This window comes from Faecalibacterium hattorii, assembly GCF_003287455.1.
In the GTDB taxonomy this organism is placed as follows: domain Bacteria; phylum Bacillota; class Clostridia; order Oscillospirales; family Ruminococcaceae; genus Faecalibacterium; species Faecalibacterium hattorii.
In genome coordinates, this window is sequence record NZ_PRLC01000008.1 from 55,169 (window position 1) to 80,377 (window position 25,209).

The following is a 25,209-nucleotide window of genomic DNA, read 5'->3' on the forward strand; positions in this document are numbered from 1 at the left end:
GAGAGGGAGCTGGCACGGCGAAGCCGTGACTGAGGGAGTTTTGCAACAGCCCTTTGCTTTTTCTCAGTCCTCCGCCTCACTCTCGGCGGCGGTGTTCTCCTCGTCCAGCAGAGAGGATGCTTCGGTCTGCTTGGTCATCTGGTCAGCGGTCCAGTCCAGCTGGGCATTGCTGTCCAGATTCAGGGTGTAGCTGCATTCCTGCTTCATGCTGCCGGTGTGCAGCTCCTCGCTGTCCGCCACCTCGATGCCGTCATAAAAGAAGGTCACGCCGGTGGGCTGGGCAGTCTGCTGCCGGATGATGTCGGTGATCTTCCGGCAGTCCATGGCGAAGGCCGCTTTCTGCTCATAGGGGCCGAACAGCTCGATGTTCACCCGCAGCACGCCAAGGCCGCTGTTGAGGTCGCTGGCGGCGGCGGCGGCCGTCTCGGCGCTGCCGTAGTAGTCGTACAGCCCGGCCCGGAGGTCCTTCAGCGGGATGTCCGGGGCCTCGTCCCGGATGGCGGCATAGAGGGTATTTTCGTAGTCCGTTGCGATCTTGGCCACCCGTGCTTCGTTGGCCGGGTCGATGCGGTCCAGCACCATGGGCAGAGCGCTCATGCACAGGCAGACCGCCATCAGGCACAGGCAGAAGAAGACGGACAGGAAATCGTACTTCCACTTTCCCGGCTTTGCGGCAAAGTAGAGCACCTCACCGCCCAGCAGACACAGCCCCGCCGCCGGGGCGATCTTGAGGGCCAGCTCCCAGTTGAAATGGGGCAGGAAGTAGTAGCACAGGAAGAACGCTCCTGCTGCCATCAGGCAGACCCCCAGCGTCAGGCTGCCCACCCGGCGCACGGGGAGGCTTTTCGGTGTCTGGGGCGTTTGGGGCGCTTCCGGCGCGGCAGCCTCTGCCGTCCGCTCAGTTTTGTTCGGTTCCATCGTCGTCCTCCTTGGTGTCCTCCGGCTCCCCGTCGGCCTCGGCGTCCCGATGGCCGATGCTGTTCAGGATGGCCTGTACGTTGACCTTCTTATGCTCCTGCGGCTGGTACTCAGTGAACTCCTCGTCCGCCGTGTCGGCGGGCTGGGGCTTCTTGGCGGTGCGGGGGCCTTTCACCAGCCAGATGCCGCAGACGATGAGGGCCACGCAGACCACCACCTCCGGCAGTTGGTCCATGACCAGATAGAGTGCCCGGAAGACCGGGCTCGTCTTGCCCCAGCGCCAGAGCAGGTCGCCGAGGGTGTTCATGAGGATGTTCTGGTAGCCCACCAGCGCACCGAAGGCGATGAGCGCCCAGCCCAGCAGCTTGTGGCTGTCGGCCAGAAACTGCGCAAGGCGCTTATCATGGAGGTTCATGTGGACAAGGTAATCGTCCTCCGGGGCGGTGCCCATCCCGATCTGCGCCCGCAGGTTGAAGGTATCGAAAAAGCTGTACATATAGACGATGGGCAGTCCGATATATAATACTTCGATCCGCGTCATGGCACCAAGGGCAGCGGACAGGCTGAACATGGTAATGAGCGACAGGCCGCGCTTCATATAGCCCTGATACATCTCCCCCGCGCCCGGAATCAGCGCGAACAGCAGGGTCAAAATCCCGTTTTTCTTCATAAGTCCAGTTCCTCGTTTCTCAAGTTGTAGCGTTTGATTCGGTGGTGTGGGGCACGGTGTCCAGCAGCCGCTGCAGCGGGCCGGAGAGCTTCCCGGCGTTGTCCCGGTCGGCCCGCGTTTCTACCGGCTTGCCCTGCGGCTCCGGCACCGCCGGACGGTCTTCTTCCACCGGCTGTGTCTGGCTCGCGGGCAGCACCGTGTTGAGTTCGGAGCCAAGGCGGGTGATCTGGCCGAGGGCACCGGTCTTCCACATGGTCAGCGCCAGCACCGCCGCCACGCTGGCCACGGCCACCCGGCCATAGGTGTTCTGCATCAGCCGCACCCAGATATTGCTCATCACGGCCCCGCGCAGCGGCTTTGGCGGCGTTTCCAGTGCATCCGCCGTCAGCAGCGCCGTGTAGCGGTCCATGCAGCGATCGCAGTAGGACAGGTGTTCGGCGGTCTCCAGCCGCCCCAGCTCATCCAGCCCGCCCTTCGTCACGGCCAGAAGGCCCTCGTCGGTCAGGCAGCCGTCCTCACGAAACAATTCCATCTTCGCTCCTCCTTTCCTGACGGATCTTTTCCGCCAGCATCTTTTTGGCCCGGTAAATTTGCGCCTCCACCGTCTTCTGCGGTCGGCCGCAGAGCCGGGCGGCCTCGGCGGCGGTGTGCTGCTCCAGCAGCATCAGGCGGCAGGGCGTCTTGTAAGGCTCCCGCAGGTTCAGGATCATCTGGGTCAGGGTCTCCTCGCTCAGGGCGTCGAGCACCCGCTGTTCGGGGTCGGAGCCGGGCGGGGCGCCTTCCAGCGCCAGCACCTCGTCGCCGGGGGTGTTCACCCGCCGCACCCACGCGCTGCGCAGATGATCCTTCGCCTTGTTGGACGCAATGCGCGCCAGCCACTGCTTTTCGTAGCCGGGCGGGCAGCGGTCCATGGCACGCCACGCCGCCAGAAACGTTTCCTGCGCGAGGTCTTGTGCATCGCCTTCGTCCGGCACGAGCTGGTGGCAGACGGTGTAGACAAGCCCCTGATACTTCTGCACCAGCGCGCTGAATTCCAGTGTAGTCAACGGTCTGCAGGACCTCCTTTCGCAGCATTCGGGGCAGCCTTGGGCGGCCCTTCTGTACTCTTATACGGATCTGCCGGGCGGTTTCCTGCAAAAATCCGGAAAATTTTTTCAGCAAACGGCGGGCACATCTGGTATAATGGTATCATAACACAAAGTTCGCAGGAGGAAAAGGCCATGGCGCAAAGTACGAAACAGGCCCTGCTGGCGGCGCTTTCCGCTGCCGAGGGCGGGTACATCTCCGGCCAGCACCTCGCCGAGGCGCTGGGCGTGAGCCGGGCGGCCATCCACAAGGCGGCGCTGGCCCTCACCGCGCAGGGCTACGCGCTGGACTCGGCCCCCCGCCGGGGCTACCGGCTGGCGGGCGGCGACCCCTTCTGCGCCGAGGCCGTAGGCGAATACCCGGCCCCCATCTACATCTACGACACCCTCGAAAGCTCCAACCTGACCGCCAAACAACTGGCGCTGGCCGGTGCCCCCCACGGCACGCTGGTGCTGGCGGGCCAGCAGAAGGCCGGGCGCGGGCGGCTGGGCCGCAGATTCGAAAGCCCCGCCGGGAAGGGCGTCTATTGTTCCCTGCTGCTCCGCCCGGCCCTTTCCGCCGCCGACGCCCAGACCGCCACCATCGCCGCGGCGGTCTCCGTAGCGCGGGCCGTGAAAGCGCTCTGCGGGCTGGAACTGGGCATCAAGTGGGTGAACGACCTGTATTATCAGGGCAAAAAGGTCTGCGGCATCCTGACCGAGGCGGGCACCGACATTGAGAGCGGCCAAGTGGAGTGGCTGGTGGTGGGCATCGGCCTGAACCTGACCACCACCCCCGCCGACTGGCCGGAGGAGCTGGCCCCCACGGCGGGCAGCCTCTTCCCCGGCGGCCCGTCCCCCGTCAGCCGCACCGCGCTGGCCGGTGCCATCGCGCGGGAGCTGCTGGCCCTCTGCCCCGCCTTCGACTGTCTGGACGAGTACCGCGCCCGGTGCTTCGTGCCGGGCCACTGGGTCACCGTCTGCACCGGCAGCGAAAGCTACGCCGCCAAGGCCCTTTTCATCGATGACCACGGCCAGCTCGTCGTCGAGCGCGAGGGCGGCCGCACCGAGGCCCTCCGCCACGGCGAGGTCAGCACCCGCCCCGCGAGGACGGAGTAAAAACTTTTTTTGCAAAAACGCTTGACTTTTCCAAGATCCGTGGTATAATTATCAACGTTCCGAGCCAAACAGCTCGAACGAAAACAGAATATGCGGATATGGCGGAATTGGCAGACGCGTTAGATTCAGGTTCTAATCGGGGCAACTCGGTGGAGGTTCAAGTCCTCTTATCCGCACCAAACCATGAAAATCCGAACCTTTTCTCGATAGGAGAAGGGTTCGGATTTTTTGTTTTCTTTGGAAATGAGAACAACGGCTCTTCCCTGATGGCTGTGTGTCCAAAACCTTATCAGAAAAAACGTGTAACGAAGGTCACAACTGTAAAGGTGCCGTAAGGCAGAAAGGACACAAACATGAAGTACGATGAAAGAACCTGCAAATTCAACATGGACACCGGCTGCGTGGAACTGCTGCTCCGGGATGGAAGAGAAATCTCCATTGACTGTACCGGGGTTGAGGGTGCACTGGATGTGACCATGGCGCAGTGATCGGAGCTGGACTATCTTATTTACAATGACCCGCTTGGCTATTCGGATTTGATTCTGAACGGTGACCCAGAGGGATACTTGAAAAACGTAACAGGGAACCATGGGCTAGAAGATTGATCTTCCCATAAAATCGTATTGAAAAAACACCGCCTATCTGCGTAATGAAACGAATGAAACGCAGGTGGGCGGCGTTTTGCGCTATCGGCTCAGAGACTGTCGGAATTTACAACTTATGCAAGGCTTTCGATGATCTCTGCGCTTTTTTCAATGCCGATAACCCCGCTGTCCAGTGCAATATGATAGTTGGCGGCATTGCCCCAGTTCATATCGGTGTAGAAGCGGTAGTAGGCGGCGCGGCGCTTGTCCTTCTCCTTCAGCCGGGCTTCGGGCGATTTCTCCCGTTCCCCATAGACCCGCACGATGCGGTCAGCCCGGAACTTCATGTCCGCGTGGACAAAGACCTTCAGGCAGTCGGTGCGGTCCTGCAGGATAAAATCGGCGCAGCGTCCCACAATGACGCAGGGCTCTTTTTCTGCCAGTTCCCGGATGATCCGGTATTGCAGCTTCCAAAGCAGGTCCTCGTTGGTGGGGCCGAAGCTGCGGTTGGTGAAGGCGGAAGCAAGGAAGCCGCCGGGGGTATACTCTCCGGCCTCCTTGATGTAGTTTTCGTCAAAGCCGCTTTCGGCAGCCAGTTTCTGGATCAGTTCGGCGTCGTAGCACCGGATGCCCAGATGCTCTGCCACCAGCTTGCCGATGGTTCTGCCGCCGCTGCCAAACTCGCGGCTGATGGTAATGATATGTTTTTCCATTAGACTTCTCCTTTCTGGTTCAGTTCACGGTAGGTTTTGCAGATCAGATAGCCTGCAATCAGGAAGGTGAGGATATCCGACATGGGCATGGAGTACAGCACGCCATCCAGCCCGAAGAACTGGGGCAGCAGCAGGGCAAAGCCCACGCCGAACACCACCTCACGCACCATGGACAGGGCGGTGGATTCCGCTGCCTTGCCCATGGCCTGCAAAAAGATGAAGCACGCCTTGTTGACACAGGCCAGAATGATCATGCACAGGTAGATGCGGAAGGACTTCACGGCAAAATCGGTGTAGTAAACGCTCTCGTTGGCGGCACCGAACAGGGCAATCAGCTGACGCGGGAAGCCCTCCACCAGCACCAGTGCAATGGCACCCACGGTGGCTTCTGCCAGCAGCAGTTTCGTGAACAGCTCCTTCACACGGGCGGGCTTTTTAGCACCCATGTTGAAGCCCACCACGGGGATGCAGCCAGCCGCCATGCCCACTACGATGGAGATGACGATCTGGAAGAACTTCATCACGATGCCAACAACTGCCATAGGGATCTGGGCGTACTGCTCCTGCCCGAACACAGCATCCAGTGCGCCGTATTTGCGGATCATGTTGTTGATGGCTGCCATTGCCGCCACAAGGCTGATCTGGGACAGAAAGCTGGTCATGCCAAGGGTCAGGGTACGGCCGCAGATGGAGCCTTTCAGCCGGTAGTCACCCTTTTCAGGACGGATGATCTTCATGTGCAGCAGATACCACACTGCCAGCGCTGCGGTGACCAGCTGACCGATGACGGTAGCCACCGCTGCGCCCATCATGCCCCAGCGGAAGCCGAAAATGAAGATGGGGTCCAGAATGATGTTCAGCGCCGCACCCGCAAGGGTGGAGATCATGGCAAAACGGGGGCTGCCGTCGGCGCGGATGATGGGGTTCATGGCCTGCCCAAACATATAAAAGGGCACGCCCAGCGTGATATAGAAGAAATATTCCTGCGAGTGGTGGTAGGTCTCGGCGTTCACCGTTCCGCCGAACATGGCGAGAATGTTGTCTGCAAAGATCAGATAGAGCGCGGCCAGCACAATGCTGCTGGCCAGACACATGACCACCGCATTGCCGACGCTCCGCTTTGCCTTGGGGACCTCGTTCTGTCCAAGGCTGATGCTGACGAAGGCGCAGCAGCCGTCACCGATCATCACGGCAATAGCCAGTGCCACCACCGTCAAGGGAAAAACGACCGTATTGGCGGCGTTGCCGTAGGAGCCCAGATAGCTGGCGTTTGCAATAAAGATCTGGTCCACGATGTTATACAGCGCACCTACCAGCAGCGAAATAATGCACGGGATCGCATACTTCTGCATCAGCTTGCCGATGCGCTCCGTGCCGAGAAATTGATTGGAACTTTCCATGGGATTCACCTTTACCTTTCCATTTTGGGGCAAATAAAAACAACGGGCAGCCCTCATGCAACCGGTTTTACGCATGAGTGCTACTCGTTGTACGAAATCATTATAGCCTGCCTGTCTGGAATTTGCAAAGGCAGTTTTGCACAAGAATTGTACTGGGCATTCTGCGCAGATTGCACGAGGAAAACTTTGTGAAAGATGCCCTTTGAAGCCCGCCGCCCAGTCGTGATACAATATAATGGAGAACAAAAGTACGCTGGAAAGTCTGTTTTTGCAGCCTTTCCATACAAGGGAAAGAGGCAATACCATGTCACGGTTTCAAGCGGGGGCGCTGGTGGTCTACGGAAATCTGGGAGTGCACGAGGTGGAAGGGGTCGGGCTGCGGCGCTTTTGCGATGCGTCCGCCAGAGAGTATTACACCCTCCGGCCTTATTTTTCGGATTCCCACGACCGCAGCTATATCCCCACGGAAAAGGAAGCGGCGCTGCGCCCGGTGACCCCGGCACAGCAGGCGGAAGCCGACCTTGCACGCATCAAAGCGGAGAAGCTGCCTATCCCGGCGGGGGTACAGACAGCGCTGGCAGAACACTATCAGGCACTGCTCCACACCAATGATTTTTACCAGTACCTGACCCTGTTCAAGGAGCTGGGGCAAAAGCAGACCCAGCAGCAAAGCCGCGGCCGAAAGATCAACGCCATGGATGCCTACTTCTACCAGATGGTAGAGCGTGTCCTGCGAGAGGAGCTGGCGGTGACCTTCGGGGAATCGCAGCAGGAAGCCGGCAGACGGCTGCTGGAGGTTTTGCGCTGAAGCCGCATGGTGATTTTTACCAACAAATGCAAAGGCTCTTTTTGTTCGGAGCAACTTTGTAGGAATCAACAAAGAAGGATGGTTTGCCATGTAAAACCTTCGTGAGAGTTTGCCACTTGAAACCCATCAATGTCCTATGATATAATCCCTCCATCAGAACGCGCTGTGTGTGAACACGTAAGACCAGTTTCTTCACACACAGGCGTTCTCTTTTTATTTTCAAAAAGTTAGTTTGTACTAATCTTGAGGAGGGCTTTTCATTCGTAATCATCGTTCCACCGTTTTTCTCGGCGTTCTGCTGATGATTCTTTCGGTTTGTTCTTTGTTTGTCGGGGTGCTGGACATCCGGCCTTCCGACCTGTTTACAGGCAGCGTGGAAACATGGGAGATCTTTCTGATCTCCCGCCTGCCGCGTCTGCTTGCCATCCTCTGCACAGGCATCGGCATGAGCGTGGCGGGGCTTATCATGCAGCAACTCTGCATGAATAAGTTTGTTTCGCCCACCACAGGCGCAACGATCTCTTCTGCGCAGTTTGGCATTCTGCTGGCTTTGCTGTTTGCACCGGGTTCTACCCTGTGGGGACGTGCTGCCTTTTCCTTCGTTTGTGCCGTTCTCGGTACATGGGTCTTTGTCTGGTTCATCCAGCGTATCCAGTTCAAGGATGTTGTCATGGTCCCGCTGGTCGGCATCATGTTCTCCAACATCGTAATGGGCGTTACCAATTATCTTGCCTACAAATATGAGATGACACAGGCTCTTTCCAGCTGGCTGGTCGGTCATTTTTCCACTGTCATTCGTGGGCGGTATGAGCTTGTCTGGCTGACGGTACCGCTGGTGATTCTGGCATTTGTATTTGCCAACCACTTCAATATCGTTGGCATGGGAAAGGATTTTTCCCAGAACCTCGGCGTTCCGTATGATCTGGTGCTGTTTATGGGGCTGACCATTGCTGCCATGATCACAGCATCCGTTGTCGTTGTGGTCGGCTCGATCTCCTACATCGGTCTCATCGTGCCCAATATCGTAGCAATGTTCAAGGGTGACCAGATCCGCGGAACGCTGGTGGATACCGCTCTGTTTGGTGCAGTGTTCGTGCTGGTCTGCGATATGATCGGACGGGTTGTGATCTATCCCTACGAGCTGCCCATCGAGCTGATCGTTGGCATTATCGGCAGTATCCTGTTTGTCGGTCTGCTGCTGTATCGGCTTCGGCATGGACGCAAGGCAGTCCGGTTGGATAAAGCTGCCAAGAAAACCGGAGGTGCAGCATGAAAACGCACAAAAATCATCTGCGCCTGCTGATCCTTCTGCTTCTTGTTCTGCTGGCCTGCGCGGGCTATATGACAGTGGGCGTCCATTTTGAAAACCAAAAATTATTTGCCTACGCCATGCGCATCCGCACGCCCAAGCTGATCGCCATGCTCATCACGGCCTTTGCCATTGGAAGTGCCTCCATCGTGTTTCAGTCCATCATCAACAACACCATCGTCACGCCCTGCCTGCTGGGCATGGACCAACTTTATTCGCTGATCCACACAGCGGTGTTCTTTGTGGCGGGTTCGGGCAGCTTTCTGGCGGTCAATGCCAACGCAGCCTTTGCGGTAGACCTTGCCATTATGGGCGCTGTTGCCACCATGATTTACAGCTATCTGTTCCAGAAAACGAACCACAATGTTCTGTACGTCCTGCTTATCGGCACGGTGCTGACCTCGTTCTTTTCCAGCATCCAGACGACCTTGACCCGTGTGATGGACCCCAACGAATACGACACGCTGCTGACGGATCTGGTCGCCAGCTTTTCCAATGTCAATTCGGCGATTCTGGTACTGTCCGTTGCGGTTCTGGTGCTGGTCGCCTTTGCCTTCCGGAAAGAACTTGCGCTGCTGGACGTTCTGACACTGGGCAAAGATCAGGCCATCAATCTGGGTGTGGACTATGACCGCTGCATCCGCCGGCTGCTGCTGGGGGTCACACTGTACATTGCAACAGCCACCGCTATGGTTGGGCCGCTGGCATTTCTGGGGCTTATCATTGCCAACCTTTCCCGGCAGTTCCTGCGCACCTACCGGCACAGCCAGCTCATCACCGGCTCTGTTTTGTTCGGTATGGCTGTTCTGATCGGCGGACAGCTTCTGGTGGAGCGGGTGTTCGTTTACTCGGTTCCGGTCAGCGTGTTCATCACCGTGGGCGGCGGCGTGTATTTCCTGTATCTGCTGCTCACCCAGAGAAAGGCATAGCACCATGTTTGTAAAAGAGATCACCAAACGCTACGATGGCAAAGCCGTTGTCGATGGCGTGAGTTTTGAGATTCCGAAAGGCAAAGTCCTTTCCCTTATCGGCCCGAACGGTGCGGGAAAATCCACCGTGATGGGAATGCTGTCCCGGCTAATTGCACGGGACAGCGGAATTGTGGATTTTGAGGGGACGGAGATCACGCGCTGGAAAAGCCGGGAGCTGAGCAAGCGGCTCGCCATCCTGACCCAAGCCAACAATGTCCAGATGAAGCTGACCGTCCGGGAGCTGGTTGCATTTGGCCGCTTTCCGTACTCCGGCGGGCGGCTGACCCAAGAGGACAACGAGATCATTGACCGTGCCATTGCCTACATGGAACTGGGCGATTTTGAGGAGCAGTTCATCGATGAACTGTCCGGCGGTCAGCGGCAGCGTGCCTATATTGCCATGGTCATTGCGCAGGATACCGAGTATATCCTGCTGGATGAACCGACCAACAATCTGGATATTTACCACGCAACCAACCTCATGCGCATCGTCCGCCGCCTGTGCGATGAGCTGGGCAAGACGGTGATCCTTGTTCTGCACGAGATCAACTATGCTGCGTTTTATTCCGACTACATCTGCGCCTTTGTGAATGGAAAAATCGCAAAGTTTGGCACCGTGCAGGAAGTGATCACCAAAGAAAACCTGTCCGATATCTACAAGGTGGACTTTGAGATCATGCAGATCGAAGGCAAGCCTTTGTCGATATATTATTGATTTCAGTACTTTTTAAAAGGAGCATTCTTATGAAGAAAATTTCTCGTCGTTCGTTTTTGACCGCTATGGCCGCTGTGAGTGCAGCGGGTGTTCTTACCGCCTGTGGTGCTTCCTCCTCCACGGCAAGCTCCGTGGCATCCTCTGTGGCAGCATCCAGCGAAGCTACCACTTCCTCGGAAGCGGTGCCGGAGTCGGTGACTATCAAGGCGTTCAACGGTGCAAAGGAGTTAGTGGACGTGGAAGTGCCCTTTGACCCGCAGCGCATTGCGATCCTCGACCTTGCATCTCTGGACATTCTGGATGAACTGGGCGTTGGCGACCGTGTGGTCGGCACGGCATCCACCTCTCTGGACTATCTTCAGAGCTATGTCACCAATGACAGCATTGCGAACCTTGGCAACATCAAGGAAGCCGATATGGAAGCAGTCATGGCCTGCGAGCCGGACATCATCTTTATCGGCGGACGCCTCTCCAAATCCTATGATGCCCTGTGCGAGATCGCACCCGTTGTTTTCCTTGCGACCGACGCCGAAAAGGGCGTTGTGGAAAGCACCCGTGAAAACGCCATGACCATTGCTTCCATCTTTGGTCTGGAAGATCAGGTGGAAAGCCTGATGGCAGACTTTGACAGCCGCATTGACGCACTGAAGGCCTTTGCGGAGGGCAAGACTGCCATCGTCGGCATGACCACCAGCGGCAGCTTCAATGTTCTGGGCAACGATGGCCGCTGCTCCATCATCGGCAAGGAGATCGGCTTTGAGAATATCGGTGTGGATGCCAATATCGACACCTCGACCCACGGCAACGAGGCTTCCTTCGAGTTCATTGTGGACAAGAACCCCGACTACATCTTCGCCATGGATCGTGATGCAGCCATTGGCACCGATGGCGCACAGATGGCGCAGGAGATCCTGGAAAACGAGCTGGTCAAGAGCACGGACGCTTACAAGAACGGCCACGTCGTTTATCTGGCACACCCGAATGTCTGGTACACCGCAGAGGGCGGCATTCAGGCACTGAGCGAAATGCTGAGTGATCTGGAAAACGCACTGCTGTGATTTTTTCAAAATCCTTCTTGCAATTTTGAAAAAACTCCGGTATAATACCTTCCGTTAAGAATACAAAAAGCCGGCTTACAAAGCGTGAAATCCTGAGGGAAAGCTACCCCTCAACGATTTCACGCTTTTTTGTTTGCCCGAAAAGGAGGATCTATGAACCCGAAAAACAAACTGGCGGAAATGCCCGTCCGCCCCCTGCTGTACACCATGGCGGTACCGCTGATGCTGTCGCTGCTCATCCAATCGCTGTACAACATCGTGGATAGCATTTTTGTGGCACGGCTGTCGGAAACGGCCTTGACTGCCGCCTCTCTTGTATATGCCATCCAGTTTTTGATGATCGCCATTGGCGTGGGCACTGCCGTTGGTCTGAACGCCCTGCTCTCTCGCAAGCTGGGGCAGAAAAAGCCGGAGGAAGCCTGCCGTGCCGCCACCACCGGGCTGTTTCTGATGCTGGGCACCTCGCTGGTGTTTACGCTGGTGGGGCTGCTGTTCTCGAACCGGATCGCTGCCGCCTTGACCAACGATCCCGAATTGCGGCAGCTCTGCCGGGAATACCTGTCGGTGAACCTCGTGTTCTGCTGGGGCATCTTTCTGCAGACCTACGGGCAGCGGCTCTTGCAGGCCGTGGGTGACACGGTGCTGTCTATGGTCTCCCTCATCATCGGCGCAGTAGTCAACATTATTCTCGACCCCATTATGATCTTCGGTCTGCTGGGCTGCCCGGCCATGGGCATCCGGGGCGCAGCCATTGCTACCGTCATCGGGCAGCTCATCGGTGCAGCGGCGGCGCTATGGTTCAATCGGGTCAAAAACCCGGTCATCCATGTCCGACTGAAGGGCTATCGTTTTTTGTGGCAGGATGTGGCCGACATCTACCGGGTGGGTCTGCCCACCATCGTGATGCAGGCCATCGGCAGCGTGATGACCTTTGCGGTCAACGGCATTCTGCTGGGGGTGTCCTCCACGGCGGTAGCGTTCTTCGGCATCTACTATAAGCTGCAAAACTTCCTGATGATGCCGGTGAATGGTCTGGGACAGGCAGCCATCCCGGTGGTAGGCTTCAACTACGGCAGTGGGCAGTCCGACCGGGTAAAGCAAGCATGGAAGGTGTTGCTGCCCACCGGCGTGGTGTTTGCCCTGTGCGGCACGGCGGTGTTCCTGTTGTTTCCGGCGCAACTGCTGGGGCTGTTCTCTGCCAGTGACGAGATGCTGGCTTTCGGCGTGCCCGCCCTGCGCATCATCTCGGTGACCTTCCTGTTTGCGGTCCTCACGATCTTGTGCGGCTACTTCGCCTCCGGCCTTGGCAACGGCGTGGTCAATATGATCGGCGCTGCCTTGCGGCAGCTGGTGGTGCTGGTGCCCTGCCTGTGGCTTCTCATCCGCACCATGGGCATCGAAAAAGCGTGGTTTGCGTTCTGGGTGTCCGAGGTGATCGCCTGCGCTTACAGCCTGTGGGCAACGAAAAAAGAACTGCGGAATAAGGGGAAATAAGGCAAAAAAAAAACAGGGTGCGCCCCTGAATAGGACGCACCCTGAAAAATCCACATGCGATAGCGATATGTACAACAGGGCGTTCCCCGTCGGGAACGCTCTGTTTCTCTTTGCTGGTAGTGTGATGAGCCTGTTCCGCCTGCCATGTAGCAAACTCCCGCTGGCCTTCCTCGCTGTTCCAGCAGGCAAGGATGGCTGGGTAGAATGCCCGTGCCAGACGGTCGATAACTTCATCGGGATAGGGGAAAGTGTTTGTGGACTTTTTCTTTTTGTTCAAACGCACGCTCCTTTGGACATCTGTGAACAGCATACCATGTGCCTGATGTTATGCTGTCTGATCTTTAACATCTGCGAGTGCGGCTTCCAGAGAAGTAAGATAGTCCTTATGCTTGTGAATGATCTCCAGAATCACATCACGCTGTGCATTATCGGGCATCTGCTCCAACTGGTAGTTGAATGAAATACGGAAACGAGTAGTGAGTTCTTCCAACGCCACATATTCGTACCGTACATCCTCCGGGTAAGCATCGCTGTCGTAAACCGATTCAAACTTTCGGAATGGCATGACAGGCGCTTTGCCCGGAACGCGGATCACACCGTCAGCGTCAGGTGTCGGTTCTGCCTTCAACTCCGGGTGCAGAATATCCTGCAAAGTTTGTGCACGGTCATTGTAGGCAGCCTTGGCGAGGCGGTGCATATCAGCTTTGGACACTTTCGTCTGTCCGGACAGGATGCTCTGCTTTAAGCCCGGTATCAGTTCTTCCGCAATCTCTACGCCTCTCATATACCTCGAAGCGCGGATAACGGTGTCCTTACTCACTCTGTTTTCTTCTGCGATTCGGTCGCAGGTTTTGCTGCTGTCGATCAAGTTCGCTTTTAGCGAACTTGATTTTGCATCGGTGCTTTTGCGGTCACCGCCATGCGCAGCTTTTTCAGCTTCGTACTGTTTGCCCATCAGGTAGTACTTCTGCTCCGGTGTAAGGTTACGCCGCCCCAACTGATTCTTGCAGATCCATGCGAGGACTTCTTCTCTGCTTTCAAATGGGAGCGGCATCGTGGAGAAAGAGATTTCGGGATGCTCCTGAACGATTTCATAACGGTTGTGTCCATCAACAAGGGTATTACCCCAGACAATCAAAGGAGAGAGCAGCTTGCCCTCTTTGAGGATATTTTCTTCAAGCTGCTTAAATTCATCATCGGTCAAAGGGGGAATCTGGGACTGAAACTCCGGGTCGATTTTCAAGTTGATCATATGCACACTCCTTTATCTCTCCTGCTGTGCCTGCTCTTCCTCCCGGAAAAAGGACGCAACATTCTGCTTTGCGGTTTTCAGTTTGAGCAGTTCCTCTTTAGCTTCCTTGTACTGCTCGTAGAACTTTGCCTTTTCGGATGCCAGCTGCGCATACTCGACTTCCAGCTTTTTCGGGCTGGGCAGCTTGGTGATGTCGTTTGCCTTGAAATAGGCTGCTGCCACCCGGTATGCTGTCAGCTCTGCATGGTGCTGCTCCTCAAAGGCTGCGGGTCGCTTGGCGGTCTTTAACTGCTGTGTGATGTTCTTGGTGCTGGTGTAGGCTGCGACCTGATAGCGCAGCTCTTTGTTGGCCTTCATGCGACCTTCGAGGTCTTTCACCACCGCCAGCGAGTCGTGATACTTGGTTTCCAGTTCGGTGATGCGCTGGTTCAGGGCGTCCTCGTCGGTCAAGTTCTTTTCCTGCAGAAGCTTCACGGTCTGTGCCATAACTTTGAGATTGTGTTTCGTGAGCCAACGCTTATAGCCAATGCCTTTGCCCTCGGTCGTTCTCGACTGGATGTCGATCAGTTTCCCGATGGTATCCTGCTTGAACTGCGCCTTGGGTTTGCGCTCGACGTTTGCCTGCAATGTGGCAAGCACTGCCGCCTTGTCGTAGTTGTCACCGAGATGTTTCGCCCGGACAAACTTCGTTCTGCCAGCGGGCAGATAGCTGAGCTGCCCACGGCTTTCCTTGACGGCAATACCATACTTCTGCATGAGCCTGTCAGAAAATTCTTCAAAGCTCGTGGCACGGTACAATACAGACGAAATCTGTCTCCGTAAAGTATCCTTCACAGTTTCAAACTTCTTCTGCCGGGGCTGCTGTCCAGTTGCGGTGAGGGCTGCGTTCTCACGGTCAAGTTTCAACTGGCCGCGTCTGCGCACCCAATACTCGGCTTCGCTCACGCGCTCTTTCGAGCCGTTGAGCAGATCGATCTGGTACAGTCCAGCACCTTCGCACAACTCCATGACCTCGACACGCAAGTGCCGCATGGTCTGGGCAGTGCTGGAGTGCTTCATGCCCTCTAGCCAGTCACGGGGCTTCTGCATATAGGGCTTGCGTTCCACCTCGCGCATTCGGATGCTGCCGATCACGATGTGGACATGGATGTTCCCCGAATGGTTGTGCCCATCCGGGTGGGTGCAGACGATGGCAGGATGACCGGGGAAGTTTTCTTCGCAGAATTTCAGGCCAAGAGTCTGTGCCGTTTCCATGGTCAAGCCGTTGTCGGCTGCATCTCTGGGGTCAAAGCTGATGATATACTGGTGGCTCTTAATATCACCATGCCGGGTGTTCTTGCCATACTTGCGGTTTGCCAGCAGACAGGCAGTTGCAAACGAGAAATCGCCACACTCAAGGGTGTCGAGCAGGTAGGATTCCCGCAGCATGGGTCGGCCTTGTTCGTCCAGAATTACCTTGCCGGAAAATTCATCGTGCTGGTAAACGAGGTACGCTTCGATGGCGGTGTAGTCCGAGTTTTTAGAGGCGATATGCTTGAGCGTTGCCATACAGTTCACCCAGAACTTTCTCGGCGTGCAGCCGAAATGCGGTCAGGTCTGCAAGTTCGTCAAGGATTTTCGCCCGGATCTGCGCGGTGTCTGCACCGCCGGAATTGAAGTGCCTTGCAAGCTGGTTGAGGTTGGTGCCCACCTTGCTGCACTGGGCAAGCAGGGTGGAAACAGCGGTCAGGGTTTCTTCTCCGCCACCTGCAACGATGACCGCTTTCTCGATCTTGACGTTGTGGATGGCACGGCGGATAAAAGTGGAGAGGGAGAGATTCAGGAGTTTGCAAGTGAGTTCCAGTGACGCTTTTTCCTCCGCTGTCACACGGAACTTGATGACGTGCGTTTTGCTGTTCGGCGTGTCGTGGTGCTGGGAATTGCTAGGGGTCGATTGAACATTCGTTTTGGTCATTGTACCTCCTGTCTGTTCGATAACTCCTCGGTGAAGTTATGTAAAGCACGACACGCCGTTGCTGTTCGCACCGTCAGGTGCGAACCATGAGCAGGGTTTGGGGCAGGCACGCCCCAACAAGATCACTTGGAAAACTCGCAAGAGTTTGAGAAGTGAAGTCCCGGATGGACAGAACATTTTCAAGAATTGAAAATTTGTGGCCACGGGACGGTTCTTGCCCTCTACCGCTGCGCTCAAAACGCTTCATCAGCAAATGTTTCCGAATTGTTAAGACGCAAAAAATAAGTAGCGGGGCTCTGCTCATGTAATGGTGTCGCCGTTTACTCCGAACGAAGTTCCTGCCCCTGTTTGTGCAGCGGCGTTTTCCGGCTCGCTCACAGAAAGTGTGAGGTCGTGGCACGGTATCACGTTCAGACGGCTTATGAAGGAATCAAGGTGCGGTATGAAGAAAGCCGGGCGCAGTGCGGACACTACGTTCTGCTTCTTTCAAGCACAAGAATAACACTTTGGAGTTGTATAGTCAACAACTAAAAACAAATTTCAGAGACTTGTACAACCACATAAGATTTTATTTGTGAAAAAGAAAAATACCGCCCACGCAGCGCAGCGATGGATTTTGTCGGGGGAATCGGCGGCAAAATGAATCGGGTGTGTTGCGGGGCGGTAAATTCTTCGTGGACTTTTCCTCACGGAAGTGGTGGGTCTCACGGTGATAACCAACCACTTTCTGTGGCTGTGTTCAAAATGAACACGACCACATCTTGTGGATGGATTTGAACCAATCCACAAAATCAATGGGATTTACAAGAAAAATACCACGGCATGTAAAATGCGTCAAGAGGGTTTTGAAAAATTTATTGAAGTGAAGCAAGAAAAGTATGACACATCTTGTAGCTTTAGGAAAAAATACGCTATGTGAATCAGAACAAACCCCATTTTCTGTCTGCGGTAGATCTTTCTATTGCCGGCAGCAACAGGATGTTGCATTTTTGACCATTGTCTAACAATCGATGCAAAAAAATGCAGGGGAAAAACCCCTCAGATGGTTAGGCAAAACAAATTCATGAAGTAAAAATAGCACTCCCACCGGGCGTTGTCAAGCAGAGACAGACAAGTTTACAGGGGCGAATTTTTTTCGATGCGGGAAACGTTTTGCTTCCTCTATGCCGCAGGGGAGGCTCCAATAACGAAATCTTTTTCAAAATCTCCGAAAATGGCTAAACTTCTTGACAGAGGAGACGGCAGGGCGTATTATTTTGGCAGAAGGACCGCTGAGAAGCGGCTTTTTATAAGACTGAAAGTTAGCTTTACCTAACTCAAAACTCTACCCTATACGAAGAAATATATCTCTTCTATTTACAGGTGGAAAATAAATAGAGAAGGAGCGTATCAGGATGAAAATTTACCATTTTGGTGCAGAGGATGCCCCGGTGCTGTTGCTGCTGCCGGGCACCTGTTGCCATTGGAAAAGCAATTTCGGTGCGGTGATCCCGCTTCTGGCTGACAGCTTCCGGGTGCTGTGCGTCAGCTACGATGGCTTTGATGAGACGGAACAGACCGAATTTCCCACCATGCTGGAGGAGACCGAAAAGATCGAGGCCTACCTCAAGACCCACTGCGGCGGTCACATCCGGGCGGCCTACGGCTGCTCTCTGGGCGGCTCGTTTGTGGGGCTGCTGGCGGCACGGCAGAACATCCACATGGACTTTGGCATTCTGGGCAGCTCCGATCTGGATCAGGCATCGCCGCTGGCGGCAAGATTGCAGACTGATTTTCTGCTGCCATTGATCTACCCTGTGGTGCGGGACGGAAAGTTCAAGGCAAAATTTCTCCAAAAGCGTCTGGATAAGCGTGCCAGAGAGTCGGGGGATTATGTCAAAGCCTTTCTGAAAATGTTCGGTGAGGCCCGCCCTTATGTGACCATGCAGAGCTGTAAAAATCAGTTCTACTCCGATCTTAGCACTCCGCTGCCGGATAAGATCCATGTGCCCGGTACCGAGATCCATATTTTTTACGCCCTGAAAATGGGCGCAAAATATCGTGCCCGGTATCAGCAGCATTTTGCACATCCTGTTCTCCATGAGCAGAACTTGCAGCACGAGGAATTGCTGGCCTGTCACCCGGAGCAGTGGGCGCATCTGGTAAAAAGTATTGCATTGTGAACGGTAAATAGAAAGAGGGTGGCGTTATGTCCTTTTTTGAAAACACCCGAAAGCCCGTAGGCCTTGGCGGGAAGATCATGGTTGCTATGATGAACTTTGGACACAGCGCAATGGCAGAATGGGGGCTGCGCTTTTTACAGCCTGCCCCGGATGCCATGGTGCTGGACTGCGGCTGCGGCGGTGGAGCGAACATTAAGACACTGCTGAAACTGTGCCCCAACGGCAAGGTGCAGGGCATCGACTACTCAGCTGTCAGCGTGGAAAAAACGCGAAAGGTCAATGCCAGAGCCATTGCGGCAGGACGGTGTGCCGTGCAGCAGGCAAGTGTGGCAGAGCTGCCGTTTGAAGCGGAGCAGTTTGATGCGGTGACCGCCTTTGAAACGGTCTATTTCTGGCCGGAACTTGCGCAGAATTTCAGAGAGGTCTATCGGGTGCTGAAGTCCGGCGGGGTCTTTTTCATCTGCAATGAAGCAAACGGCGAAACGATAAAAGACGACAAATGGACGCAGATCATCGATGGCATGACCATCTATACGGACACTGCACTGAAAGAGTATCTGGAAAAAGCAGGATTTTGTCAGATCCAGAGCCACAAAAACAAAAAGGGCTGGCTTTGCATCACAGCACAGAAATGAGGTGTAATCATGTCGAAAAAAGCAACGGAATTTCAAAGAAAAGCAATGAGCTGGATGTACCGGGGCAAGGAAATCTTCAAGCCTTTGAACACCGGCTGGATCGACGAGAATGTTGCCTGTGTGCGCGAATGGGTGGCGAACATCTTCTTCTACCGCAAAGGCGATACAACCATTATGGTCGATGCAGGCTATAACTACGACCGCCTTGCCGAAAAAATGAGCTGGCTTGGGATTGATCCGAAGTCGATACACCATATCCTTATCACCCATCAGGACACCGACCATGTAGGTGCGGTGGAAGCAGACAGTCCGGGGCTGTTCCGGAATGCGAAGCTGTACATCGGCGAGATCGAGAACCGGTATCTCACCGGCGAGGTGCGGCGAAAAGTCATCTATCATCTCTATAAATTGCCGCAGGTCACGATCAACAACGAAAAGGTACTGCTGCACGATGGACAGGTACTTGACATTGACGGCGTCAGGATCGAGTGTTTTCTGGTTCCCGGTCATACATGGGGACATATGGTCTACCTCATTGACGATAAGTACCTTTTTACCGGCGACACGCTGTGGTTTGGTGCGGACGGCGGATACAGTTTTATTTCTTCGCTGGCAGAGGATAACAAGCTGGCGGTGAAGTCTTTGGCTTTGCTGGAGAAAAAGCTGAGAAAACGTGGGCTGCATCCGCTGTTCATTACCGGTCACACAGGTTGGACGGACAACATGGAGTTTGCCTTTGCGCACAAAAATGAGCTGTGCTCGCCTTTCAAGAAAAGAGCCCACGACCCCAATGCGCTTTACGATGCCTATGATGAATCCGATGATACTGAGGAAAACTCAAAAAGCGGGTACTTGAAGGGCGTGGGAAGATAAGGAAGTGCAGGCGGCGCACCGGCACTCTTTGACGCGATGACAGAGCGTGATCCGAAAAAATAATGCTGCAAAAACCAAGGGGCGGATGGTATGAGAACTTTGGAATATGGAACAGGACATGAAAAGACGCTGCTGTTTCTGCCGTGCACGGCAGAGCCGGAGTGGGCGTTCACCGACTCGGTTGGTCTGCTTTCGCAGGATTACCATGTGATGCAGATCGTCTATGACGGTCACGGCGAAACGGGAGAAGACTTTATCTCTGTGGAGACGACAGTAGACGAGGTAACAGATTGGCTGCAAGCGCGCGGCATTACCCACTTGAACGCGGCATATGGCTGTTCTCTGGGCGGTGCGTGTCTGACACGCTTTCTCGCCTTGGGAAAAATCCCGGTCGAGCGCGCCGTTATTGATGCAGGCATTACGCCGTATCGGATGCCGCTGATTTTGCGCCGTCTCGCCTGCCTGCGTGACAATCTTGGTTTCAGGCTCATAGCGAAGAGCCGCAAGGTCCTTGAGACGGTCTATCCGCCAGAGCGCTGGACGATGCCGGGGCGCGATCCAGTGAAGGAGTATGATGCGCTGGCGGCGTATCTGAAAACCTATTCAAAACGCACCGTCCGCAACATTTTCTGGTCGGCGAACAATTATACTCTGCCGACGAAGCCGGCTGAAATGGGCTGCCAAATCACATATTGGTACGGCGAAGAGGAAAAGCAGGCACGACACAGCAATATCTGCTTTATAAAGCAATATTTTCCACGGGCGCAACTGCATGAAATTCCGAAGATGGATCACGCGGAGCTTGTGATGATGTATCCGCAGGATTTTTATCGGAGAATCATGGAGTTCCTGACACACACATCGGCAGCTCAAAACAAAAGAAGCTGAAAGAAAGGAAAAATCAGAATGCTCTATCCGCAGCTTTTTGGATTCAACGGAGATATAGGCTGATGAAAATCATCGTTGCAATTGCTTTTTATTTTCTGTATTGGGGCGTATGTTTTCTTGGAACAGGCACGGACAAGAAAAATCTCATGGGGCTGCGTTCTTATCCCGAAGAAGTTCAAAACCGTGTGCGAAGCGACCATCAGCTTGGAAAGGCTGTTCCGAAGAGGAAATCCACCGCTGCCGTTTGGCTCAGCAATCTTTTGCTTTTCACAGTCGTGTTTTCCGCTTTAGGACTTACGCTGAGAGGCGTGCTGAACTTGGACGGTTATCTGTCGGCATTTTGGTACTTTCTTGCGTTCAGCGAGGGGCTTGGGTTGTTCGATCTTTTGGTGATCGATCTTCTCTGGTGGCGCAACACAAAACGTACCCGCTTCTCTTTCCTGCCGGAGAAGAAATACTATCAAAATCCGAAAAAGCATATCGAATCGTTTTGGCGCGGTATCCCGTTGTTTGCCGCAGTCGCTGCACTGTCAGCCTTGATCGTCACGGCGTTTTGAACCATACATTGTAGAGGGATGGCTGTAAGTGTGATTACACCATCTGCGGCGATCAGGATCTATACTTAAAGGAACATCCCGAATACCGGGACGAAAACGGATACAGGAGGAACAAGTAATGCTTTTACAGGTGATTTTGGAAGGTCTTGGGTTGGGTGCTTTGCTATTTCTTGTCTGTGCCGTGGGCATCCGCAAAGGGGCTGTTGGGATGGTGCATCTTTACCCCATGGGACAACCGTTTGCGAGTATCCAGTCGGGGCTATATGTTAGGTTACAGCGACCTGAAAGACCCTTCCGTCAGCGGTTTTTTCCGGTTTCTCGCCAAGGTCGGTGACAATGGAATGAAAATGCAGATCGTGAAGATCGGATTTGGAGGCAAGCTATGAAAATTCTGGTATATGGTGCAGGCGTTCTGGGGTGCAATCTGGCAAGAAATCTGCTGCGCGCCGGAAAGGATGTCACTCTGCTTGCGCGGGGAAACTGGGCTGCGGAGATCAAGCAGAACGGCCTGCGGATCAAGGACAAATTTTCGCTCCGCACCTCGGTCAGCCGCATTCCGGTGGTGACTGAACTTGCACCGGATGCAATGTACGATGTGATCTTTGTGGTCCTGCGCTATACACAGCTGGATTCCGTTCTGGACACGCTGCGGGTGAACCGGACGAAGAACATCGTTTTTGTGGGCAACAACGTACAGACAAAAGCATTGGCGGCGGCACTTCCGGAAAAGAACGTCCTGTTTGCCTTTGCGCTTTCTGCCGGGCATCGGGAGGCTGACCGGGTGGTCTCCATCGACCTGAAAAAGATCACTATCGGACAGCTGCCGGGTGCAAAGTCCAATAAACAGTTGATCGGGCGCATCTTCCACGGCACAAAATATAAGGTTGTTTACGAGCCGAACATGGAGGACTATCTGCTCTGCCATGCCGCGTTTGTGATGCCTGCGGCCTTCGCCTGCTATAAGACAGACGGTGACCTGAAAAAGCTCAGGGGAGATACCGCGTACCTGAACCGTGTGCTGGATGCCAACATCGAGGGATACCGCGCCATCCGGGATGCCGGGCACACCATTCTGCCCAAGGAGGATGCAGACTTTGAAGGGGAGAAATACCGCAAGACCTGCCTGCGCTTTTTCAAGCTGATGTGCGCCACTTCGCTGGGCAAGCTCTGCGCCTCCGACCATGCCATGAACGCCATCGACGAAATGAGCGCACTAAACCGGGATCTCAAAAAGTTTTTCGATGAGCATGGTGCAGCCTATCCGGTGTGGCAGGTGCTGGAAGCGGAAGCCGGGAGGTATCTGCGATGAAGTATGCCGGAATGCCCTTTGGAATGTGGGCGCTGTTTGCTGGCTCCTTTCAAAAGCAGCTGACCGCTGTGCTGGGCTATGATGCAGCCACCGCAAGAGCCATCACAAAAAAGGCAAAGCCGCAATACCGGCAGATCATCCGCAGGCTGCCGGAGTTTGAAAAAGCGGACCGCTTCAAGATGAACATCGTCAACTGCGCAATGCTCGGCGCGTTCATTCTCTCCATGCCGCAACGCCCAGAGGTGGACAGGCTGACGGATTACTACGCAAGATCCATGATGACAAAGCCCATGCAGTGGTTCTGCCGCAAGAGCGGAAAAAGCAAGTTTACCGCAAAGGATATAGCCGCCATGAAAGCCACTGCCGCCCTGAAAGCCGCCGACCGCAACCCCTATTCGTGGAACATGGAGTTTTACGAATACCCGGATGGCAGCGGCTACGAGGGACGCTTTACAAAATGCGGCATCTGTGTGCTGATGAAAAAGCTGGGGCTATATGACCTGACCCCTGCTTTGTGCCGTCTGGACTACACCATGAGCGAAGCGGGCGGTGTGACAAATTTTGTGCGGCAGTATACCCTTGCCTCCGGCGGACCCTACTGCGACTGCGGGTACAAAAAGAAAGGGTAACGGACGATGAAGAGGAAGGAAACCGATCTTTCCCGTGACTTTCGGGAGACTGCGGCGCAACGCTTTCCCACGCAGGCAAAGCAGCTGAACGCCGCTTTTGATATGCGCCTGAATGCGCTGCTGGCTGAAAACGCGGGTGCAAGCAAGGAAAAGCAATACCACCTCAAGCGGCAGATATTGCCGGGCATTTCGGCCTACGAGACCTTGCAGCGGGTCATGCCGAAAGAAGAAGCACTGCAAACCGTTCACGGCTATGTGGAGCACTTGGCGAGAACGAGCCACAAACAGCTTGCCGCCCTGCTGCACATACCGGGGCTTTACCGCCTTGTTCCCGGCGTTTTCGTCAAATCCACCCGGAGCGTTTTTGGCCCGGCGGCGGGCTTTGCCCCAAAAGAACTGCAGACCGGTAACGGCATCTGGCGTGTGGATATGATGAAGTGTCCCTATCACGACACCTGCGCAGAATACGGCTGCCCGGAGCTGTGCCGCTGCTTTTGCGACAGCGATGACGTCAGCTATACCGGGCTGCATCCGAAGCTGATCTGGGAGAGAAGCATGACGCTGGGACGCGGCAATGACCGATGCGATTTTTGCATGAAAACCATAAAATAGATGCACAGGAAGCAAAGAAAATGAAGAAAGAAGAAACAAAACCGTTCATCCGCTGGTGCATCGCGGCTGCGGTGTATGAGAAAAAGCACTCTGCGCACCTCGCAGGCTGACGGCGATTGCTGAATTGTCTGTGTTTTTTGCAGAAAGTGCATCCATAGCTTCCGGTGTGTATATATGCTGAAGGATTACCCGCCTTTCCAAGAAAATGATTTTGAATATCTGCGGGGGAGGATTCTGATCCTTCTCCCGGAAAATGACATTTTCAAAAAAGAAGATCAGAAACGGTTCGCAGATCTGTTCCGGAAACTGGATGCAGAGATCCGCATGGTTCCGGGCGGTCATGTGGGCTTCGTTGTTCAGGCGGAACGGTATCTTGATTTGATGGAAACATTTTTGCAGAGAAATGGAATTTGACAGTTCACGTCTGTGAATCAGTAAGAAAAATCGAATCTTCAGGAAAAGAGAATGGCTATGTATAAATCATTTTTTGATCTTCCCCCGGAGCAAACTGCTTCCACGGCGATGCCCCGCACCGTCGTGTTCTCCAACGGAACGGGGAGCGGGAGTATGACCATCTGTCCACTGTTTTTGGGTGCAGAGCTGTATTATAACGATATGCACCTTGCATTCTTTGAGGAAGCCACGGCACCAATGCGGAATGTCATTGAAATCAACCACTGCCGCGTGGGGCGTTACGAGTGCAGTTTTGGGGCAAATAGCTGCTGCTATCTGGCAGCAGGGGATTTTGCGGTGTGTGCAGCAGCGCGCAAAAAGTCGTCCTCCTGCTTTCCGCTGCGGCACTACCACGGCATCACCATCCTACTGGATCTGGATGCGATTTCGCCGGAAATGCGGAAACAAATGGAATGGTACGGCGTAGACCTTGATGTCATACGGCGGTACATCTGCACGGAAAACCGCTGCTGTATTCTGCGGTCAGAACCGACCATTGCCCATATTTTTTCAGAGCTTTACACAGCGCATTCTGTGCCGGACACCGGCTATCTTCGGCTGAAAGTGCTGGAGTTGCTGCATATTCTGACCCGGCTGAAAAACAGGGAAGATGTGCAGCAGACAGAGTATTTCAATCAGCATCAGGTGGAGTGTGTGAAGCAGGCTGCGGCTCTTCTCACGCAGGAACTGACAGTTCACCGTACAATCGAACAGCTTGCACAGGAGGTCGGCCTTTCGCCTACGGCATTAAAAAGCTGTTTCAAAGGCATTTACGGAAGCTCGGTCTATGCGTATCAGAAAGAGTACCGGCTGCAGCTGGCACAGAAACTACTACTCGAAACCGATTGCACGGTTGCTGAAATCGCCCATCGGGTCGGGTACGAAAATCCGAATAAGTTTTCTTCTGCATTTCGGGAAGCAGCCGGCATGACGCCTACGGAGTATCGGAAGATGCGTCCGATTGGATAGATTCTGTCGATTTGGTTCTTGCGCAGAAAGTCCGGTTCCAGTAAAATCAGTATCGTGATTAGTTGAGACTAACGCCGATATTCTGATTTTGTG

General features: G+C 54.6%; 27 protein-coding genes, 1 tRNA gene and 2 pseudogenes. 20 read left to right on the forward strand and 10 right to left on the reverse strand.

Translation table 11 applies throughout. From position 1 onward, the window contains the following. Positions 1-63 precede the first annotated feature (63 nt). Genes C4N23_RS06880 through C4N23_RS06895 form a run of 4 tightly spaced genes read right to left on the reverse strand, consistent with a single transcriptional unit; the run spans position 64 to position 2,634 of the window. Positions 64-918: a hypothetical protein gene (locus tag C4N23_RS06880; protein ID WP_112145011.1), complete on the reverse strand. Its 855-nt coding sequence runs from the start codon at positions 916-918 to the stop codon at positions 64-66. Further along, positions 899-1,588, reverse strand: coding sequence for a hypothetical protein (locus tag C4N23_RS06885; protein ID WP_181567084.1), 690 nt, complete (start codon positions 1,586-1,588; stop codon positions 899-901). Before C4N23_RS06885 ends, C4N23_RS06880 begins: the two co-directional genes overlap by 20 nt. A gap of 19 nt (positions 1,589-1,607) precedes the next feature. Beyond that, a complete protein-coding gene (locus C4N23_RS06890) occupies positions 1,608-2,120 on the reverse strand; it encodes a hypothetical protein (RefSeq protein WP_055190924.1) in 513 nt (170 codons plus the stop codon). Then, positions 2,104-2,634 (reverse strand): RNA polymerase sigma factor, encoded by a 531-nt coding sequence (locus tag C4N23_RS06895; protein ID WP_242852824.1) that lies wholly within the window; start codon positions 2,632-2,634, stop codon positions 2,104-2,106. Before C4N23_RS06895 ends, C4N23_RS06890 begins: the two co-directional genes overlap by 17 nt. Positions 2,635-2,808: 174 nt before the next feature. Here C4N23_RS06895 and C4N23_RS06900 point away from each other — a divergent pair, with 174 nt between their 5' ends. The 3 genes and pseudogenes from C4N23_RS06900 to C4N23_RS06910 all read left to right on the forward strand — a co-directional run bounded on the left by C4N23_RS06900 (position 2,809) and on the right by C4N23_RS06910 (position 4,376). Continuing rightward, complete coding sequence (locus tag C4N23_RS06900; RefSeq protein WP_112145012.1) at positions 2,809-3,771, forward strand: biotin--[acetyl-CoA-carboxylase] ligase; 963 nt, start codon at positions 2,809-2,811, stop codon at positions 3,769-3,771. A 92-nt stretch (positions 3,772-3,863) separates the two neighbouring features. Then, positions 3,864-3,950: transfer RNA gene (locus C4N23_RS06905), tRNA-Leu, on the forward strand. A gap of 174 nt (positions 3,951-4,124) precedes the next feature. Then, positions 4,125-4,376, forward strand: a pseudogene (locus C4N23_RS06910) (DUF6061 family protein). A gap of 113 nt (positions 4,377-4,489) precedes the next feature. Here C4N23_RS06910 and C4N23_RS06915 read toward each other — a convergent pair. Together C4N23_RS06915 and C4N23_RS06920 are read right to left on the reverse strand one after the other, a co-directional pair. Continuing rightward, a complete protein-coding gene (locus C4N23_RS06915; RefSeq protein WP_112145014.1) occupies positions 4,490-5,068 on the reverse strand; it encodes a cytidylate kinase-like family protein in 579 nt (192 codons plus the stop codon). Beyond that, positions 5,068-6,468 carry an MATE family efflux transporter gene (locus tag C4N23_RS06920; protein ID WP_112145017.1) on the reverse strand — a complete coding sequence of 467 codons (1,401 nt, stop codon included), beginning with the start codon at positions 6,466-6,468 and terminating at the stop codon, positions 5,068-5,070. Before C4N23_RS06920 ends, C4N23_RS06915 begins: the two co-directional genes overlap by 1 nt. A 304-nt stretch (positions 6,469-6,772) precedes the next feature. Between C4N23_RS06920 and C4N23_RS06925 the strand changes: the two genes are divergently transcribed. The 6 genes from C4N23_RS06925 to C4N23_RS06950 all read left to right on the forward strand — a co-directional run bounded on the left by C4N23_RS06925 (position 6,773) and on the right by C4N23_RS06950 (position 12,823). Beyond that, on the forward strand, positions 6,773-7,276 hold the full coding sequence (locus tag C4N23_RS06925) for a CarD family transcriptional regulator (RefSeq protein ID WP_112145019.1): 504 nt from the start codon (positions 6,773-6,775) through the stop codon (positions 7,274-7,276). 301 nt (positions 7,277-7,577) lie between these two features. Further along, entirely contained in the window at positions 7,578-8,549 is a 972-nt protein-coding gene (locus C4N23_RS06930; RefSeq protein WP_112145021.1) for an ABC transporter permease, read from the forward strand. After that, entirely contained in the window at positions 8,546-9,514 is a 969-nt protein-coding gene (locus C4N23_RS06935) for an iron chelate uptake ABC transporter family permease subunit (protein WP_112145023.1), read from the forward strand. The genes C4N23_RS06930 and C4N23_RS06935 overlap by 4 nt, the downstream gene beginning before the upstream one ends. A 4-nt stretch (positions 9,515-9,518) precedes the next feature. After that, on the forward strand, positions 9,519-10,271 hold the full coding sequence (locus C4N23_RS06940) for an iron ABC transporter ATP-binding protein (RefSeq protein ID WP_055186431.1): 753 nt from the start codon (positions 9,519-9,521) through the stop codon (positions 10,269-10,271). Between the two features lie 29 nt (positions 10,272-10,300). Continuing rightward, positions 10,301-11,329, forward strand: a complete 1,029-nt coding sequence (locus tag C4N23_RS06945) for a siderophore ABC transporter substrate-binding protein (protein ID WP_112145025.1) — start codon at positions 10,301-10,303, stop codon at positions 11,327-11,329. Between the two features lie 153 nt (positions 11,330-11,482). Next, positions 11,483-12,823 carry an MATE family efflux transporter gene (locus tag C4N23_RS06950; protein ID WP_112145027.1) on the forward strand — a complete coding sequence of 447 codons (1,341 nt, stop codon included), beginning with the start codon at positions 11,483-11,485 and terminating at the stop codon, positions 12,821-12,823. A 325-nt stretch (positions 12,824-13,148) separates the two neighbouring features. Here the strand turns inward: C4N23_RS06950 and C4N23_RS06960 are convergent, their stop codons facing one another. From C4N23_RS06960 to C4N23_RS06970, 3 genes are read right to left on the reverse strand one after another with little or no spacing between them, the layout of a single operon-like run. After that, positions 13,149-14,075, reverse strand: coding sequence for a ParB N-terminal domain-containing protein (locus tag C4N23_RS06960; RefSeq protein WP_098924069.1), 927 nt, complete (start codon positions 14,073-14,075; stop codon positions 13,149-13,151). A 12-nt stretch (positions 14,076-14,087) separates the two neighbouring features. Beyond that, the gene (locus C4N23_RS06965; protein ID WP_112145029.1) at positions 14,088-15,623 is read right to left on the reverse strand and encodes a relaxase/mobilization nuclease domain-containing protein; all 1,536 of its coding nucleotides are present in this window, start codon (positions 15,621-15,623) and stop codon (positions 14,088-14,090) included. Further along, positions 15,595-16,029, reverse strand: coding sequence for a plasmid mobilization protein (locus tag C4N23_RS06970; protein ID WP_112145031.1), 435 nt, complete (start codon positions 16,027-16,029; stop codon positions 15,595-15,597). The genes C4N23_RS06965 and C4N23_RS06970 overlap by 29 nt, the downstream gene beginning before the upstream one ends. A gap of 763 nt (positions 16,030-16,792) precedes the next feature. Here C4N23_RS06970 and C4N23_RS14010 point away from each other — a divergent pair. The 10 genes and pseudogenes from C4N23_RS14010 to C4N23_RS07015 all read left to right on the forward strand — a co-directional run bounded on the left by C4N23_RS14010 (position 16,793) and on the right by C4N23_RS07015 (position 23,694). Then, positions 16,793-16,948 (forward strand): hypothetical protein, encoded by a 156-nt coding sequence (locus tag C4N23_RS14010; RefSeq protein ID WP_181567085.1) that lies wholly within the window; start codon positions 16,793-16,795, stop codon positions 16,946-16,948. Between the two features lie 475 nt (positions 16,949-17,423). Next, a complete protein-coding gene (locus tag C4N23_RS06975; protein WP_112145033.1) occupies positions 17,424-18,191 on the forward strand; it encodes an alpha/beta fold hydrolase in 768 nt (255 codons plus the stop codon). 26 nt (positions 18,192-18,217) lie between these two features. Further along, positions 18,218-18,826, forward strand: coding sequence for a class I SAM-dependent methyltransferase (locus C4N23_RS06980; protein ID WP_112145035.1), 609 nt, complete (start codon positions 18,218-18,220; stop codon positions 18,824-18,826). Positions 18,827-18,835: 9 nt separating this feature from the next. After that, positions 18,836-19,699: an MBL fold metallo-hydrolase gene (locus C4N23_RS06985; RefSeq protein WP_112145037.1), complete on the forward strand. Its 864-nt coding sequence runs from the start codon at positions 18,836-18,838 to the stop codon at positions 19,697-19,699. 90 nt (positions 19,700-19,789) lie between these two features. Further along, positions 19,790-20,587 (forward strand): alpha/beta fold hydrolase, encoded by a 798-nt coding sequence (locus C4N23_RS06990; protein WP_112145039.1) that lies wholly within the window; start codon positions 19,790-19,792, stop codon positions 20,585-20,587. Positions 20,588-20,649: 62 nt separating this feature from the next. After that, a complete protein-coding gene (locus tag C4N23_RS06995) occupies positions 20,650-21,144 on the forward strand; it encodes an ABC transporter permease (protein WP_112145041.1) in 495 nt (164 codons plus the stop codon). A gap of 221 nt (positions 21,145-21,365) precedes the next feature. Continuing rightward, positions 21,366-21,530: pseudogene (locus C4N23_RS14205) on the forward strand (class I SAM-dependent methyltransferase); the annotation flags it as partial. Then, complete coding sequence (locus C4N23_RS07005; protein ID WP_112145043.1) at positions 21,527-22,453, forward strand: ketopantoate reductase family protein; 927 nt, start codon at positions 21,527-21,529, stop codon at positions 22,451-22,453. The pseudogene C4N23_RS14205 and the gene C4N23_RS07005, both read left to right, overlap by 4 nt. After that, positions 22,450-23,082, forward strand: a complete 633-nt coding sequence (locus tag C4N23_RS07010) for an L-2-amino-thiazoline-4-carboxylic acid hydrolase (protein WP_112145045.1) — start codon at positions 22,450-22,452, stop codon at positions 23,080-23,082. Before C4N23_RS07005 ends, C4N23_RS07010 begins: the two co-directional genes overlap by 4 nt. A gap of 6 nt (positions 23,083-23,088) precedes the next feature. After that, positions 23,089-23,694: an L-2-amino-thiazoline-4-carboxylic acid hydrolase gene (locus C4N23_RS07015; RefSeq protein ID WP_112145047.1), complete on the forward strand. Its 606-nt coding sequence runs from the start codon at positions 23,089-23,091 to the stop codon at positions 23,692-23,694. Between the two features lie 45 nt (positions 23,695-23,739). On the opposite strand, the gene C4N23_RS13805 is transcribed toward C4N23_RS07015, so the two are convergent. Beyond that, positions 23,740-24,036: a hypothetical protein gene (locus C4N23_RS13805; RefSeq protein WP_146746474.1), complete on the reverse strand. Its 297-nt coding sequence runs from the start codon at positions 24,034-24,036 to the stop codon at positions 23,740-23,742. A 123-nt stretch (positions 24,037-24,159) separates the two neighbouring features. Between C4N23_RS13805 and C4N23_RS07025 the strand changes: the two genes are divergently transcribed. After that, positions 24,160-25,116 (forward strand): helix-turn-helix domain-containing protein, encoded by a 957-nt coding sequence (locus tag C4N23_RS07025; protein ID WP_112145051.1) that lies wholly within the window; start codon positions 24,160-24,162, stop codon positions 25,114-25,116. Positions 25,117-25,209: the final 93 nt, after the last annotated feature.

What these genes read in the sequence shown, in the direction of transcription:
- C4N23_RS06885 (WP_181567084.1), bottom strand. Translation starts at nt 1,588, where the DNA reads ATGAAGAAAAACGGGATTTTGACCCTGCTGTTCGCGCTGATTCCGGGC.
- C4N23_RS06900 (WP_112145012.1), top strand. Translation starts at nt 2,809, where the DNA reads ATGGCGCAAAGTACGAAACAGGCCCTGCTGGCGGCGCTTTCCGCTGCC.
- C4N23_RS06940 (WP_055186431.1), top strand. Translation starts at nt 9,519, where the DNA reads ATGTTTGTAAAAGAGATCACCAAACGCTACGATGGCAAAGCCGTTGTC.
- C4N23_RS07010 (WP_112145045.1), top strand. Translation starts at nt 22,450, where the DNA reads ATGAAGTATGCCGGAATGCCCTTTGGAATGTGGGCGCTGTTTGCTGGC.
- C4N23_RS06945 (WP_112145025.1), top strand. Translation starts at nt 10,301, where the DNA reads ATGAAGAAAATTTCTCGTCGTTCGTTTTTGACCGCTATGGCCGCTGTG.
- C4N23_RS07015 (WP_112145047.1), top strand. Translation starts at nt 23,089, where the DNA reads ATGAAGAGGAAGGAAACCGATCTTTCCCGTGACTTTCGGGAGACTGCG.
- C4N23_RS07005 (WP_112145043.1), top strand. Translation starts at nt 21,527, where the DNA reads ATGAAAATTCTGGTATATGGTGCAGGCGTTCTGGGGTGCAATCTGGCA.
- C4N23_RS07025 (WP_112145051.1), top strand. Translation starts at nt 24,160, where the DNA reads ATGGCTATGTATAAATCATTTTTTGATCTTCCCCCGGAGCAAACTGCT.
- C4N23_RS06970 (WP_112145031.1), bottom strand. Translation starts at nt 16,029, where the DNA reads ATGACCAAAACGAATGTTCAATCGACCCCTAGCAATTCCCAGCACCAC.
- C4N23_RS06995 (WP_112145041.1), top strand. Translation starts at nt 20,650, where the DNA reads ATGAAAATCATCGTTGCAATTGCTTTTTATTTTCTGTATTGGGGCGTA.
- C4N23_RS06990 (WP_112145039.1), top strand. Translation starts at nt 19,790, where the DNA reads ATGAGAACTTTGGAATATGGAACAGGACATGAAAAGACGCTGCTGTTT.
- C4N23_RS06975 (WP_112145033.1), top strand. Translation starts at nt 17,424, where the DNA reads ATGAAAATTTACCATTTTGGTGCAGAGGATGCCCCGGTGCTGTTGCTG.
- C4N23_RS06985 (WP_112145037.1), top strand. Translation starts at nt 18,836, where the DNA reads ATGTCGAAAAAAGCAACGGAATTTCAAAGAAAAGCAATGAGCTGGATG.
- C4N23_RS06890 (WP_055190924.1), bottom strand. Translation starts at nt 2,120, where the DNA reads ATGGAATTGTTTCGTGAGGACGGCTGCCTGACCGACGAGGGCCTTCTG.
- C4N23_RS06965 (WP_112145029.1), bottom strand. Translation starts at nt 15,623, where the DNA reads ATGGCAACGCTCAAGCATATCGCCTCTAAAAACTCGGACTACACCGCC.
- C4N23_RS06960 (WP_098924069.1), bottom strand. Translation starts at nt 14,075, where the DNA reads ATGATCAACTTGAAAATCGACCCGGAGTTTCAGTCCCAGATTCCCCCT.
- C4N23_RS06935 (WP_112145023.1), top strand. Translation starts at nt 8,546, where the DNA reads ATGAAAACGCACAAAAATCATCTGCGCCTGCTGATCCTTCTGCTTCTT.
- C4N23_RS06880 (WP_112145011.1), bottom strand. Translation starts at nt 918, where the DNA reads ATGGAACCGAACAAAACTGAGCGGACGGCAGAGGCTGCCGCGCCGGAA.
- C4N23_RS06950 (WP_112145027.1), top strand. Translation starts at nt 11,483, where the DNA reads ATGAACCCGAAAAACAAACTGGCGGAAATGCCCGTCCGCCCCCTGCTG.
- C4N23_RS06925 (WP_112145019.1), top strand. Translation starts at nt 6,773, where the DNA reads ATGTCACGGTTTCAAGCGGGGGCGCTGGTGGTCTACGGAAATCTGGGA.
- C4N23_RS06980 (WP_112145035.1), top strand. Translation starts at nt 18,218, where the DNA reads ATGTCCTTTTTTGAAAACACCCGAAAGCCCGTAGGCCTTGGCGGGAAG.
- C4N23_RS13805 (WP_146746474.1), bottom strand. Translation starts at nt 24,036, where the DNA reads ATGACCGCCCGGAACCATGCGGATCTCTGCATCCAGTTTCCGGAACAG.
- C4N23_RS06930 (WP_112145021.1), top strand. Translation starts at nt 7,578, where the DNA reads ATGATTCTTTCGGTTTGTTCTTTGTTTGTCGGGGTGCTGGACATCCGG.
- C4N23_RS06920 (WP_112145017.1), bottom strand. Translation starts at nt 6,468, where the DNA reads ATGGAAAGTTCCAATCAATTTCTCGGCACGGAGCGCATCGGCAAGCTG.
- C4N23_RS06915 (WP_112145014.1), bottom strand. Translation starts at nt 5,068, where the DNA reads ATGGAAAAACATATCATTACCATCAGCCGCGAGTTTGGCAGCGGCGGC.